Consider the following 13,932-nt stretch of genomic DNA (forward strand, 5'->3'; position numbering starts at 1 on the left):
TGGTCGTCCAGGGGCGCGATGCCGGTGCGGGCGGACGTCAGCCGCCGAGCGCCTCCGTCAGCAGCGCCGCCATCGCGTCGAGCTGGATGTCGCCGGAGTCGACGACTTCCTCGTCCGAGCCGTCGAGCGCCCGGGCGGCGAGGCCGGCCTTGCTGTCGATGAGGTCGGCGATCTTCGTGTCGATCGTCTGGGCCGCGATGATCCGCCAGGCGGTGACGGGCTCCTCCTGCCCGATGCGGTGCACGCGGTCGATCGCCTGGGTCTGCTCGGCACTCGTCCAGGACAGCTCCGCGAGCACGACGTTCGACGCGACCTGCAGGTTGAGGCCGACACCGGCGGCCGTCAGCGAGCAGACGATCACCGCGACGTCGGGGTCGTTCACGAACGAGTCGATCTCGGCGGTGCGCTGCGCGGGCGTCTGGTCGCCGCGGATGGTCGCGGTCCGCAGGTGCCGGCGCGCGAAGACCTCCTCGGCCTGGTCCATCACGTCGAGGTGCTTCGCGAAGAACACGACCTTGCCGACGTTCGAAGCCAGCTGCGCCGCGTAGTCCGCCGCGAGCTGCGCCTTGGCACGACCGATCCGCCGCACCATCGAGAACACGTTCTCGCCGGTCGACGACGCGTCCTGGTCCTCGAGCTCCCAGCGCGCGACCTGCCGCACGAGGCGGTGGTCGATGCCGACGACCGGGTCCTGCCCGGTGCGGGCGTCGAGCGCCTGGTGGTAGCGCCGGACGAGCTTCGCCGTGAGCTCCCGCTCGGCGTCGCGGATCGAGCGGCCCTCGTCGCCGTCGAGCTCGACCGGGATGTCGGCGATGCGACGTGCGGGGATGTCGGCGGCGACGTCGACTTTCCGGCGTCGCACGATGCCCATGTCGATCACCGCGCGACGGGCCTCGCTGAAGAAGCCCGGGTCGGCCGGGGTGAGGCCGATGTCCTCGAGCTCGTTCATGAGCTTCGCACGCGGCTTCTTGTCGTCGATCCAGCCGAGGTACTCCCAGATGGTGCGGAAGTCCTCCACCGAGTTGATCAGCGGGGTGCCCGTCAGGGCCATCAGCAGCGGCGTCGCCGTCCGCTCGCGGATCTTCTCCGCCAGCTGCAGGACGAACCGGGAGCGCTGCGAGTCCTTGTTCTTGATGAAGTGCGCCTCGTCGACGACCATCCCCTTGAACCCGAACGCGCCGAGCCACCCGACGTGACGGTCGAGGATCTCGTAGTTCACGATGACGATGTCCGCGAAGCCGTCGAGGTCGTCGCCGTCTCCGTGGATGACGGTCGCGCGACGGTTCGGCACCCAGCGCTCGGCCTCGCGTGCCCAGTTCGTCTTCACGACGTTCGGGACGACGACGAGCAGCGGGAAGGCGTTCGCCGCGTCGGCCGCGAGCAACGACTGCGCCGTCTTGCCGAGTCCCGGCTCGTCGGCGAGCAGGAAGGTGCGGTGCCCCTCGGCCGCACTCGCGACGAGTTCGGCCTGGTGCTTCATGAGCGTCGTGCCCGACGCCGAGTGCAGCGTCGCGGGTTCCGGCAGCGGCATCGACGCCGCTCCCCCGCCCGCGCCGTACTCGAACGACTTGAACAGCGGACCGAAGAGCTCCCAGTTCGCCAGGCGACGCGGGTGGGCGACGGGCTGGTCGGCGAGCGCGAAGTCCGGCGGCAGGAACGGGTTCGCGAGCTGCCGCTGCACGACCGCCTGCGGGACGACGGCGCGCTCCTGCTGCACGGCGGCCGGCGTCGGCTCGGTGGCGATGACGAGGTCCTCCGGCTGCATCTCCACGCCGCCGGCGATCATCATGTCGCGCTTGACCGTGCGGGTCGCCTCGGACACGGACGCCTCTTCGGCGAGCAGCTGGATCACGCTGGTGTCGCGTGCCGCCGTCTTCGCGAGGATCTGCGCCACGCCGTCCAGGCGCTTCATCTGCTCGGCGCGCTGCGCGTCGGTGAGGTCGGTGTCCGCCTTCACCCGGGCGCGCTCCTCGCGCATGAGCAGTGCGACCGCCTGGAACTTCGTGCGGTTCGACGCCTTCAGCGGACCGCGCTGTGCGGCCGCCTCGACCTCGCGCACCGCGCGGGCGAGCACCGGGATGACGCCGTCGTTGTCGAGCGGCCGGGTCCGGCGCGACGCAGTCCGCGTCCCACCGGCTGCACGCCGCGTGCCTGATCGAGCCAAGGCTCCTCCTGTTCCACCCCGCGACCGGGGCGAGCCGCCCGTCGGGCGGGAAGTCTCGTCGATGCGTCCGTCGCACCGATGTCGGCGCGGGCCACCGTGGCCCGCCGATCCCCACGACGTGTGTGCGACCGTCCCCGTCGACGACCCCGGGTGGGGACCTTCGTCGAGGCAACGGTCTGCGCGGAGATCCGACGCCGTCGCACGCACGCGACGCTGCAGGACTGGGTCGTCCCAGGGCGGTCGCGGACCCGGTGCCCACGTCGGTCAAGTGACCGACTCGTCGTGTCCGGAATCGACGCGACGCGCGGGCACGCGGTGCGTGCGCGTTCAGTTTACCTCCGGACCGCCGACGGAGGCGAGTCGGCGCCGCCCGCGCGCGTCGTGCCTCCTGTCCGGCGCCTGCCGGGTCAGACGCGCGGTGCGGACCGCGGGCGTGCGCCGGGGTCGGACGGGAGGCTGTGGTCCGGTTCCGCGAGCGCGGCGCGTGTCGCCGCGAGCAGCTGTTCCGCGGTGGCGATGCCGTTCGCGGAGCCGGTGGTGGCCTGGCCGCCGGCGTGGGCCAGCAGCTGGGCGCCGATGGCCGGTCCCAGCCGCTCGGCCCCGGCGGGGTTCCGCTTCGCCCAGTCCCGGGCGATCGCGTCGGCGAGCCGCTCCGCGGCGGCGCCACGCTCGGCGTCCCCACGCGACCGGTGCCAGAGCCCGGTGACGACGAGGTGCGCCACCACGGCGCCGACGTCGCGGACGGGGTGCCCCCACCCGGCGGTGTCGATGTCGAGGAGCCCGGAGATGCGCCACGGTTCGGCGTCGTCGACGAAGACCTGCTCGAGGTGCAGGTCGCCGTGCACGACCTGCTTGTCCGAAGTGGTCCAGCCGATCGAACGGCGTCCGATCGCGTCGTACAGCTCGTCGATCTGCGCGGCGTCCTGCGGGAGCGCGGACACCAGGGTCCTGCGGTGCCAGTCGGCGTGGTCCATCGCGTCCGCCCGGGCCTGCTGCGTCATCGGCACGGTCGCGATGCGTCCGGTCAGCGCCGCGAGCGACGCCACGAACCGCGGGTCGTCGGCGATGTCGGTGATCCGGCTCCCCGCGGGGACGCCGCGGATCCGCTCGAGCACCAGGAGGCCGTCACCGCGGCTCGACAGCACACGGGGCACGGGGAGGCCGGCGGCGATGAACTGCTCGTGCGTCCGGACGATCGGTGCCACGCGGTGCGGCCGGACCACCTTGAGGAAGAGCGTTCCCTCCGGCGCGTCGACGCGGACCACGGCGCGTTTCCCCGGTCGGTACGCGGCGACGGTGAGCACCGGGTTCGTCACCGGCATGCCGAGCGTCGTGAGCAGTTCGGCGACGGCGTCGCGGTACGTCACCTGCGGGAGCACCGGCAGCCCGGGGTCGTTCGGGTAGGCCCACACCGACACGGGGTCGTTCGACGAGGGATCGGTCACGAGCGCACTGTTCTGGTCGTGCGTCCCACCGGTGTCCACGTACGTCAGCACGGTCGCGCGCTGGCCGTTCCGGTCGACGGTGTCGACCTCGTAGCCGTAGAGGTAGCCGTTGCCGGACGGTTCGACCGAGTGGGCGCGCGCGGCCACCACGGAGGTCCCGGAGCCGACGAAGGCCTGCGGGATGACACGCTCGTGATTGGGCCACACGGGATCAGTCAACAGGGTCGACCCGGTTTCGTCGCGTTCGTGCACGGCTCGGCGCGCGCTACGTGGCTACCGTGGTCGTCGTGAACCCCGTCGCGCGCCTCCGCAGTTCGAGCCGTGCGCCGTTCCTGCAGGTCGTCAAGACTGCGGTCGCGGTCGTCGCCGCGGTGCTGCTGTGCCGACTGGTGATCAGCGGACCGTTCCCGACCTTCGCGGCGATCGCGGCCCTGCTCGTCGTGCAGCCGAGCATCAACCAGTCCTTCGTGAAGGGGCTCGAGCGGAGCGCCGGCGTCGTCATCGGGGTGCTCCTCGCGACGGGGATGCACCTGGTGCTCGGCGACTCCGTGTGGGTCGTGCTGCTCGTCATCGTCCTGGCGATCGTCATCGCGTGGGTGCTGCGGCTCACCCCGACCTCGGCGACGCAGGTCGGCATCAGCGGGATGCTCGTCCTGACGGCGGGGGTCGTCACCCCGCACTACTCGGCGGACCGGATCCTCGAGACCGTGATCGGGGCGGTCGTCGCCCTGGTCGTCAACGCCGTCGTCGTGCCGCCGGTGCTGCTCGGGCCGGCGCACCTCGCGGTCGCCCGTCTCGCCCGCGACACCGCGGTCGCGTTCGAGCGCGTCGCGATCGGCCTCACCGAGGGGTGGAACCAGGAGCGGTGGCACGACGCGCTCCTGCGGGCACGGTCGCTCCGGCAGCAGCACGCCAGGGCGGAGGCGGCGCTCGGCTCGGCGCAGGAGTCGCTCACGATGAACCCGCGCGGCGGGCGACACCGGACGATCCTCGAGCGGGACGTCGCCGTCGCCGAGCACCTGCGGGTCCTCGTCACCCGGGTCACCGGCATGACGCGTGCGATCCGGGACACCACCGCTCCGGACCTCCGGGCAGACCCGATGGTGGGACGGATCGCCACCGAGGTCGCCCGCATCGGCGCCGACGTCCGCGCACTCGGGGCGCAGGTCGAGTCGACCACGGTGCCGTCGGCGTCGGGCGCGGTGTCGGGTGCGGGTGCGGCGGCGGCCGGGTCGGACGGCGTCGGGGCCGCCGTCGGCGAGCCGGCACTCACCGCACCGCTGCAGGTGGTCCGGCCGAATTCACGGCACTGGATCCTCATCGGCGCCCTGCTCGAGGACATCCGGCGCGTGCGGGAGGAACTGCTCGGCGAGGACGACTGACGGCGCCCGTGCGCGCGACGGGCGCGTGCGGCGGGCGCGTGCGGCGGGCGCGCGGCCGGTGCGTGCGCCGGGTGCGCCCTGGGTGCTCCGGTGGTCAGCGCGCTGCGGTCGCCGCCTCGGCCGCACGGTGCACGATCTGTCCCCAGATGGACCGTGCCGGCAGTGACGGGTCGGTGGCGACCACCTCGGCGGAGGCGAACCGACGGATCTCGGCGACCACGGCCTCCTGGCCGACCTCGCGCGACGCACGGCTGGCCTCGTCCGGAACGGCGGCGCGCAGCTCCGCGACGATGCGGTCGCGGCGTTCGTCGTCGTCCATCTGCCCCAGTGCGCCGACGCCCTTCCAGGCGGCGTCGAGCTCGGCGCGCAGACGGATGATCGCAGGGTGGTCCGGCTGGTCGTTCATGGTGCCCCCAGGTACAGGACGGTCTGTCGGGTACACCGTCCGGTGCCGGAGCATACCAAGGAGACAAGCAGTCCTCACGTCCCTCGATCGTGGGTCACGAGCGCATTCACTGTGACGAGATTCAGTCGGGATGCACGTCGGTGCTCCCGCAGCACGCCGTTCGATGCCACGATGGGTCCCAGGAGGTCCACTATGCGGTTGTTGGTGGTCGAGGACGACGACGAGATGCGCGCCCTCATGGAACGAGGGCTCGCTGCCGAGGGGTACCGCGTGACCGCGGTCGAGAACGGCGTCGAAGCGCTCATCGCACTCGGGGAGCAGGCCTTCGAGCTGGCGGTCGTCGACGTCATGATGCCCGGCATGTCCGGCTTCGAGCTCGCCCGTCGGATCCGCGAACGCGAGGACCCGGTGCGCATCCTGCTCGTGACCGCGCGCGACGCCGTCGACGACCGCGTGTTCGGGCTCGACGCCGGCGCGGACGACTACCTCACCAAGCCGTTCGCGTTCGCGGAGCTCACGGCCCGCCTGCGCGCACTCGGCCGCCGGGAGGCCGCCGGTGCCCCGCGGACGATCGAGGTCGGCGACGTCTCCATCGACTCCGAGGCCCGGCGCATCTCGATCCAGGGACAGCGTGTCGCGGTCAGCCCGACCGAGTTCGCGCTCCTCCGCCTGCTCGCCCGCTCCGTCGGCACCGTGGTGGACCGTCCGAAGATCCTCGAGGAGGTCTGGGACGGGTCGCAGCACGTCGACCCGAACGTCGTCGAGCAGTACATCTCGTACCTGCGGAAGAAGCTCTCCGCGCACGAGGCGACCGTCGCCATCTCCACTGTGCGTGGTCGTGGCTACCGCCTCGACCTGCTCGGCTCCTGACGGGCCGGTCGCCCGCCACGATGCGTCTCGTCAGGCCGCTCCGGCTGCTCTCGCTCCGGTCGCGGATCACGATCGGGTCGACGGCGATCGCCGCGGTCGTCATCGTGCTGCTCGTCCTGGTCATGCGCTTCCAGGTCGTCAGCGTGGTCGCCTCGGCCACCAGGACGCTGCTCGACGCCGACGCCGACCCGTACGTGGCCACGCTCGAGGTGGACAGCCAGCCCCGGCTGTCCCCGCCGGCGAACGGCCAACTCGTGGCGGTCGTCTCACCCACCGGTGACATCCAGATCTCCAGCATGCCGACCCGGGTCGAGCGTGCCCTCGGCAGCCTGACCTCGACGAAGGCCGGCACGTCGGTCATCGACGTCTCCGGCTCCCAGTACCGGGTCGTCATCGAACACCCGGTGAACCAGGCCGGCCGGTGGACGGTCGTCGCCGCGCGCAACTCGCAGGCCGAGGAGATCGTCGTCGACGACCTCACGACCACCCTGTCGGTGACCGGCCTGGCCATCCTGGTCGCGTTCGGCGTGGCGTCGTGGGCGCTCGCCACCGCGTCGCTGCGACCTGTGAACCGGATGCGCCGTGAGGCCGAGCGGCTCTCCGTCGCCCCGGAACGGGCGGAGCTGCCGGTCGGCCCAGCACAGGACGAACTCGCCTCGCTCGCGACGACGCTCAACGCGTTCCTGGCGCGGACACGGCAGGTGACGGAGCGGGAGCGGCAGATGGTCTCCGACGCCAGTCACGAGCTCCGGACGCCGCTCGCGATCCTCACCACCCAGCTCGACCTCGCCTCGCTCGACGGCGACGACGCCGAGGCCCTCGCCGCCCACATCGAGCGGGCGAAGAACAGCGTCGCCCGACTGTCACGGCTGGCGAACGACCTGCTGACGCTGTCCCGCATCGAGGAGTCCGAACGTCGCTCCGAGGACGGCGAGCGCACGACGGCGACCACCTGGTCCGACCTCGGCGACGAGGTGATGTCCGCGGTCGACCGGGTCCGGATGATCGCGGGCACGAAGGACATCACGGTGGACTTCGACCTCGAGGGCCCGGTCGGCAGCGGCTCCGTGGGCGGCGGCGGCACAGGCGGCGGCAGCGGTTCCGCCGGTGGCGGCTCGGACAGCGGTGGTGCATCCGGTCCCGACGCCGACACGGCGGAGCCGCGGTACGGTCTCGACACCGGCGCCATGGCGCAGCTCGTCACGAACATCGCCGGCAACGCGGTCGCCGCGCTGCCCCGCGGTGGCGGCATCCTCGTGACGTGGCGGAGCAGCCCGGGCTTCGGCGAGCTCCAGGTCACCGACGACGGGCCCGGCGTGCCGGAGTCGTTCGTCCCGGTGGCGTTCGACCGTTTCACCCGCCCCGACGAGGCCAGGAAGTCCCGGCCGAACCCCGACCCGGCGACCGGCGGGATCCCGTTGCCCGGCGGCTCCGGCCTCGGCCTGGCGATCGTGCGGGCGATCGCCGAACAGGCGGGAGGCACGGCGTCCCTCCGCAACGTCCGCTCCGGTGGCCTCGAGGTCACCGTGCGCGTCCCCGAGGTGCGCTGACGCGGTGCTCGGCTGCTGCTGCGGCTGCGGCTGCGGCTGGCCCGCGCGGCTGCCGCTGTGCGCCGCGGCTGCGGCTGCGCGCCGAGATCCGGACACAGCACCGGGTTCGTCCGCGGTGCTGTGTCCGGATCCCGGTGCCGCGGCATCGGTGGCCGCTCACTGGAAGTCCCGGGAGCGGGTGCGCACCGCGAGCGGCAGGTGCTCGATGCGGTCCGCGACCACGTTGACCACGCCGTCGGGTGACCGCTCGAGGATGCCCCGCACGACGACCGCCGGCGACTCCCGGGCGACGCGCCGGTAGCGCCCCCACACCCCGACGCTGCAGATCACGTTCACCAGGCCGGTCTCGTCCTCGACGTTGAGGAACGTGATGCCGGACGCGGTGGCCGGGCGCTGCCGGTGGGTGACGATCCCGCCGACCTCGATGCGCCGCCCGGTCTCCGCTGTGGCGAGGTCCTCGACGCTGAGCACCCGACGTGCCCTGAGGTCTCCGCGCATGTGCTGCACGGGGTGCCCGTCCGTCGACATCCCCGTCGACCACATGTCCGCGATGAGGACGTCACCGCTGGTCATCTGCCCGAACAGCGGCGGCTGGACGACGACCTGCGTGTCCGGGAGCTGGTCGGGACGCTCGGCAGCGGCCTGCGCCGCGGACCACATCCCTCCGCGGCGGTCGACACCGAAGGGTGCGAACGCGTCGGCGGCGGCGAGTGCCTCGAGCTGCGCCGTGGTCAGGCCGACCCGGCGCGCGAGGTCGGACATGTCGGCGAACGGCCCGTGCGCGTCCCGCTCGGCGACGATCCGCTCGGCGCTCTTCCGTCCGAGCGAGGCGACCTCGGCGAGCCCGAGCCGCACGGCGAACGCCGCATCGCGGCGGTGGTCCGCGGTGTCGTCGGATCGGGCCTTGTCGAACGGGAGCACGGGCGGCTGTTCCGGGTCGAGGCAGGCGTCGTCCCCGGCGTGGGCGGTCCTCCGCTCGGCGTCGGGCAGCGGCTCGAGCGTCGCGTCGACGCCGGAGCGCAGGATGTCCGGCCGGAGCACCGTGACGCCGTGCCGCCTGGCGTCGGCGACGAGGGTCTGCGGCGAGTAGAACCCCATCGGCTGTGCCCGGAGCAGGGCCGCGAGGAACGCCCCCGGGTAGTGCAGCCGCATCCAGGCGCTGGCGTAGACGATCAACGCGAAGCTGATCGAGTGGCTCTCCGCGAAGCCGAAGTTCGCGAACGCCTGGATCTTCGCGTAGATCGCGTCGGCGTCCGCGCCGTGGATGCCGTTGTCGGCCATGCCGGCGTAGAGCTTGTCCCGGAGCCGGTCGATCTTCTCGTGACCGCGCTTGGAGCCCATGGCCCGGCGCAGCAGGTCGGCGTCGTCCCCGGAGCAGTTGCCGACGGCGATCGCCATCTGCATGAGCTGCTCCTGGAACAGCGGCACCCCGAGCGTACGTTCGAGGACCGGCTCGAGCGAGGGGTGCATGTACGTGATCGGTTCCTCGCCGGTGCGGCGGCGGATGTACGGGTGCACCGCGCCGCCCTGGATCGGACCGGGGCGGACCAGCGCCACCTCGATCACGAGGTCGTAGAACCGCCGCGGGAGCAGCCGGGGCAACGTGCCCATCTGCGCGCGGGACTCGACCTGGAACACCCCGATCGTGTCCGCGCGGCAGAGCTGGTCGTAGACGCCCTGTTCCTCCTTCGGGATGGAGTGCATCTCCCAGCGCTCCCCGCAGTGGTCGGCGGCGAGGTCGAACGAGTACTGCAGCGCTGCGAGCATGCCGAGCCCGAGCATGTCGAACTTCACGAGCCCCATGTACGCGCAGTCGTCCTTGTCCCACTGCAGGACCGTGCGGCCGTCCATTCTGGCGTGCTCGATCGGCACGACCTCGCCCACCGGGCGGTCGGTGAGCACCATGCCGCCCGAGTGGATGCCGAGGTGCCGAGGGAAGCCCAGGACGTCGCTGGCGAGCCCGACGACCGCCGGGGGGATGTCGTGGTCCTGGCTCTCGGTCACCGATCCCCAGCGCTCGACCTGCTTCGACCAGGCGTCCTGCTGACCGGGACTGTGGCCGAGCGCCTTGGCCATGTCGCGGACGGCGCCCTTCGGTCGGTAGGTGATCACGTTCGCGACCTGTGCCGCGTTGTACCGGCCGTACTTGTCGTAGACGTACTGGATGACCTCTTCGCGCCGGTCGGAGTCGAAGTCGACGTCGATGTCCGGCTCCTCGTCGCGCATCGCCGACAGGAAGCGCTCGAAGGGCAGCCCGTACCGGATCGAGTCCACCGCGGTGATCTCGAGCAGGTAGCAGACCGCCGAGTTGGCCGCCGAGCCGCGCCCCTGACAGAGGATCCCGCGGCTCCTGGCGTACTGCACCATGTCCCGCACGATCAGGAAGTACCCGGGGAAGTTCTTGTCCTCGATCACGGCCAGCTCGCGTTCGATGCGCTGCCGCTTGTGCGGGTCGACCCCGTCCGCGCTCCCCGGGTACAGCCGACGAGCCCCGTCCCAGGTGAGCTCGCGGAGCCACGACATCGCGGTGTGCCCGTCGGGGACGTCGATGTCCGGCAGCCCGGGCTTGGCCGTCCGCAGCTGGAACCCGAGCTCGTCGGCGAGCGTCACGCTGTACTCGACGGCCCCCGGGTACCTGGCGAACCGCCTGGTCATCTCGGCCCCGGAGCGCAGGTGTGCCGAGTCGGCCGCCGGCAGCCAACCGTCGATCTCGTCGAGGCTGCGCCGGGCACGCACCGCCGCGAGTGCGGTGGCCACCGGGAACCGGTCCGGGGTGGCGTAGTGCACGTTGCCGGTGGCGACGACGGGCAGCGCGTGCCGACCGGCGATCGCCGCGAGGACGTCGTTGCGGGCGCTGTCGAGCGGGTCGCCGTGGTCGAGCAGCTCCACGACCACGTTGCCCGTCCCGAAGCGGTCGAGGAGCGCCCGCACCGCGTGCTCCGCGGCGGTCTCCCCGCCCTGCTCCAGCGCCTGCCGCACGGTGCCCTTCCGACAGCCCGTGAGCACACGCCAGTGGCCGTCCGCGCGGGCAGCCAGGTCGTCGAGGTCGTACCGCGGACGCCCCTTCTCGGAACCGGCGGCGAGGTGCGCGCTCGTGACGGCGCCCGCGAGCCGGTGGTAGCCGTCCTGACCGTCGGCGAGCAGCAGCAGGTGCGTGCCCTCGGGGTCGGGCACACCGTTCTGCGGCTCCGTGAGCCCCAGGGACAGCTCGGTGCCGTACACGGTGCCGACGGTGGGGTACGCCTCGGCCACCTCGGCCATCCGGGCAGCGCCGTAGAAGCCGTCGTGGTCGGTGAGCGCGAGGGCGTGCAGCTGCAGCCGGGCTGCCTCTTCGAAGAGGTGCTCCGGCTGGCTCGCGCCGTCGAGGAAGCTGAAGGTCGAGTGCGCGTGCAGCTCGGCGTACGGCACCGCCGGCGGCCCCTCGGACGGAACCGTGTCCGTCGGGACGTACGGCGCACGCTTCCGCGACCACGCCGGACTGTCGCCACCGTCACCGTCGTTGGTGGACCCGGGGCTCCGCTTGTCGGACAGCGCACGTTCGAACTCCGACCACGGGATGGGTGGGTTGCTGTAGCCCATCAGGCTCCCCCGTTCACGTCGCCACCGCTTCGGCCCACCAGCGGTGGTCCGCCAGCACGAGGTACCAGGCACGCCCCTCGGCGTCCACGAGCTGCAACCGGTGCAGCCGCCGGCCACCGGCCTCCCACCAGCGCACCACGAGCGGCCACGGTCCTGCCCATGCGGTGACGGATGCGAACCGACCACCGCGGTCCGCCTCGGCGCGGAACCGCTCGGGGACACCGGTGAGTGCACCGCGGTCGTCCACGTCGACGCTCCCGCCGTCGGACGCCACCACGTCCACCGGACGCGGACGCTCGAGCACCGTCGCCGGGGGCGGACCCGGCAGCCGGCCGGGCCACGGCCGGTCCCGCAGCGACGCGAGGTCGGCGGCCGGGGCGTCGCCCCACGGCACGAGCACCACCCGCTCGGACAGGGTCCGCCCGCCGCCGATCCGCGGCGTCACCACGCCGTCGTGTCCGACCATGCCCTGCACCCGGGCGAGTGCGTGGTGGACGCGTTCGTCCGGCCCGGAGCCCCAGAGCCCGTGCTCGTGGTTGGCCATGGCGTCGACCGCCACCGGCTCGAGCACGACCGAGGTCACCGGCGCCTCGAGCCCGGTCGGGTCGACACCGCCGGCGAGCTGCCAGCGCACCCGGTCGACCACGTCGGCGGCGTCGAACCAGCGGGGGTGCGCCCACGTGCGCTCGAGCAGGATGTCCCGCTCGTCGACGATGCCGACCCGGATCGTGGTCGCGACGAGCCCCGCGGCGCGGAGCCGAGAGGCGAAGTCGTCGGCCGTGCGCCGGAACGCGAACGCGATCTGGTCAGCGCGGTCGAGCGGCGGCTCGAACACCGCCTCGACCTGGAGTTCGGGCGGGACCGGTCGTGACGCGATCTCCCGCGGATCGCGCCCGCCGGCGAGCCGGTGCAGGAACGCGCCGGCGACGCCGAACCGGTCGCGGACCTGCTCGTCGGTGAACGCGGCGAACTCCCCGAGCGTGGCGATGCCGAGCCGTCCGAGCACCATCGCGAGGTCGGCGTCGCCGAGCACACCGAGCGGCAGGTCGGCGAGGAACGCCGCCGACCCGTCCACCGGCACGACACGGACGCGTTCCCCGGGTCGGACCGGCCGGGCGCGTGCGGCCTGTTCCGCGGCGAAGGGCGTGTCCGCCACCCCGGCCCGGACGGCGGGGGCGCCGTGGTCGGCCGCGATGCCCGCCAGGGTCGCCGCCGCCGCGCGCTCACCGCCGTAGTAGCGCGCTGGACCGCGGGATCGCAGGGCGACCGTGCCGGGGCGCAGGACCTCGACCCCGGGGACGGCGGCCTCGATCGCGCGGATCACCGGTTCGAACGCACGGTGGTCGAGTCCGTCGTCGTAGGGCTGCACGACGAGCTCCGGGCAGCGCGCCTGGGCTTCCCGGACGCGGAGACCGCGCACGACCCCCTGCTGTCGGGCCGAGGCCGAACTGGCGAAGACGAGCCCCTTGGCCACCACCGCGAACGGCTGCTCCGGCGGGGAACCGGCGGCACGAGCCGCGGCGATGACCGGCCAGTCCGGGCACCACAGCACGATGGTCCGGGTCGGTGGCGGCTCGGGCAGTGCGCCCCCACGGACGAGCGCGTCCGCGCGGACGCGCGCGTGCCCGATCACGACGCCACCCCCGGACGGACGAGACCGCCCAGCGCCGGACCGCCAGCGCGGCGGCGCGCGTGCCCGATCACGACGCCACCGCCACGGGCCGGAACCCCCGCGAGTCGCCGGGGAGCGCCACCGGCGTGGGCACCGCAGCACGCACGACACCGTCCGCCGCCGGCAGCAGCAGCTCGGCGCTGACGGGACGCACCGCCCCGGCACGCCCGGTCGCGGTGACCGTGGCACGCCGCTCCGTCAGGTGTCCGTGCCCCTGCCCGATGCCGGTCCACGACGACGAGGACACCCGGAGCGTGACGTCGGCCCCCGGCCAGGAGCCGAGCGCGACGAGGGCTCCCCCACGCTGCCGGAGCCGGGCGGACAGCCGGGCGACGTCACCGGGCACGACCCGACCGAGCGGACGGGTGAGGACGATCTGCGCCACGTCGGCCATCGCGGCGGTGACCGCGAGCCACTGGTCGCCCGGGTCGGGGACGAGCACGAGTCGTTCGAGGTCGATGCCCGCCGCCGCCGCGGCTTCCACCCCGAAGGACGGCACGCCGACCACCGCGCACCAGGCCCCGGCCGCCGACGCCGCCTGCAGCATCGTCATCGCCAGCAGCACGGACTCCGGCACGGCGTAGGTCCCGCCGACGCGGATGGCCCCACCGGGCAGCAGCGGTTCGAGTGCGGCGGCCGTCGGGAGCCCGACGGTGTCGACGCGGGTGGCTTCCATGTCGGCGACGCGTGCACGCAACGACGTGATCCGGTCGAGGGCCGCGCGGGCGTCGGCCAGGTGGTCGGCTGCGCCGTTCCGGGCAGGGGCACTCCGCCCGGGTCGCTCTGCGCGGGACCCGGGCGACCGGAGTGTCGCCGCCGTCTGCATGCCCTCATGTTCGAACACGTGTTCGATCATGTCAACCC

General features: G+C 73.1%; 9 protein-coding genes. 3 read left to right on the forward strand and 6 right to left on the reverse strand.

Annotated elements, in window-relative coordinates; all coding sequences use genetic code 11:
- Positions 1-37: 37 nt before the first annotated feature.
- Together FS641_RS12160 and FS641_RS12165 are read right to left on the reverse strand one after the other, a co-directional pair.
- Complete coding sequence (locus FS641_RS12160) at positions 38-2,164, reverse strand: DEAD/DEAH box helicase (RefSeq protein WP_186317733.1); 2,127 nt, start codon at positions 2,162-2,164, stop codon at positions 38-40.
- A gap of 407 nt (positions 2,165-2,571) precedes the next feature.
- On the reverse strand, positions 2,572-3,816 hold the full coding sequence (locus FS641_RS12165) for an aminoglycoside phosphotransferase family protein (protein WP_144764152.1): 1,245 nt from the start codon (positions 3,814-3,816) through the stop codon (positions 2,572-2,574).
- Between the two features lie 80 nt (positions 3,817-3,896).
- On the opposite strand from FS641_RS12165, the gene FS641_RS12170 reads away from it, so the two are divergent.
- Positions 3,897-4,991 (forward strand): aromatic acid exporter family protein, encoded by a 1,095-nt coding sequence (locus FS641_RS12170; RefSeq protein WP_144764155.1) that lies wholly within the window; start codon positions 3,897-3,899, stop codon positions 4,989-4,991.
- A 94-nt stretch (positions 4,992-5,085) separates the two neighbouring features.
- Here the strand turns inward: FS641_RS12170 and FS641_RS12175 are convergent, their stop codons facing one another.
- Positions 5,086-5,397, reverse strand: a complete 312-nt coding sequence (locus FS641_RS12175) for a hypothetical protein (protein WP_144764157.1) — start codon at positions 5,395-5,397, stop codon at positions 5,086-5,088.
- A 192-nt stretch (positions 5,398-5,589) separates the two neighbouring features.
- On the opposite strand from FS641_RS12175, the gene FS641_RS12180 reads away from it, so the two are divergent.
- Both FS641_RS12180 and FS641_RS12185 read left to right on the forward strand, forming a co-directional pair.
- Entirely contained in the window at positions 5,590-6,267 is a 678-nt protein-coding gene (locus tag FS641_RS12180) for a response regulator transcription factor (protein ID WP_144764159.1), read from the forward strand.
- Positions 6,268-6,287: 20 nt separating this feature from the next.
- Positions 6,288-7,817, forward strand: a complete 1,530-nt coding sequence (locus FS641_RS12185) for a cell wall metabolism sensor histidine kinase WalK (protein WP_144764161.1) — start codon at positions 6,288-6,290, stop codon at positions 7,815-7,817.
- A gap of 156 nt (positions 7,818-7,973) precedes the next feature.
- On the opposite strand, the gene FS641_RS12190 is transcribed toward FS641_RS12185, so the two are convergent.
- From FS641_RS12190 to FS641_RS12200, 3 genes are all read right to left on the reverse strand, one after another.
- Positions 7,974-11,396 (reverse strand): error-prone DNA polymerase, encoded by a 3,423-nt coding sequence (locus FS641_RS12190; protein ID WP_144764163.1) that lies wholly within the window; start codon positions 11,394-11,396, stop codon positions 7,974-7,976.
- A gap of 13 nt (positions 11,397-11,409) precedes the next feature.
- Entirely contained in the window at positions 11,410-13,029 is a 1,620-nt protein-coding gene (locus tag FS641_RS12195) for a DNA polymerase Y family protein (protein WP_144764165.1), read from the reverse strand.
- 67 nt (positions 13,030-13,096) lie between these two features.
- Positions 13,097-13,912: a hypothetical protein gene (locus FS641_RS12200; RefSeq protein ID WP_260855804.1), complete on the reverse strand. Its 816-nt coding sequence runs from the start codon at positions 13,910-13,912 to the stop codon at positions 13,097-13,099.
- Positions 13,913-13,932: the final 20 nt, after the last annotated feature.

Origin of the sequence: Curtobacterium sp. 9128 (assembly GCF_007673775.1) — a bacterium.
Lineage (GTDB): Bacteria > Actinomycetota > Actinomycetes > Actinomycetales > Microbacteriaceae > Curtobacterium.

Excerpts from the sequence above, each read along its gene's own strand:
- FS641_RS12175 (WP_144764157.1), bottom strand. The coding sequence starts at position 5,397 with ATGAACGACCAGCCGGACCACCCTGCGATCATCCGTCTGCGCGCCGAG.
- FS641_RS12180 (WP_144764159.1), top strand. The coding sequence starts at position 5,590 with ATGCGGTTGTTGGTGGTCGAGGACGACGACGAGATGCGCGCCCTCATG.
- FS641_RS12185 (WP_144764161.1), top strand. The coding sequence starts at position 6,288 with ATGCGTCTCGTCAGGCCGCTCCGGCTGCTCTCGCTCCGGTCGCGGATC.
- FS641_RS12190 (WP_144764163.1), bottom strand. The coding sequence starts at position 11,396 with ATGGGCTACAGCAACCCACCCATCCCGTGGTCGGAGTTCGAACGTGCG.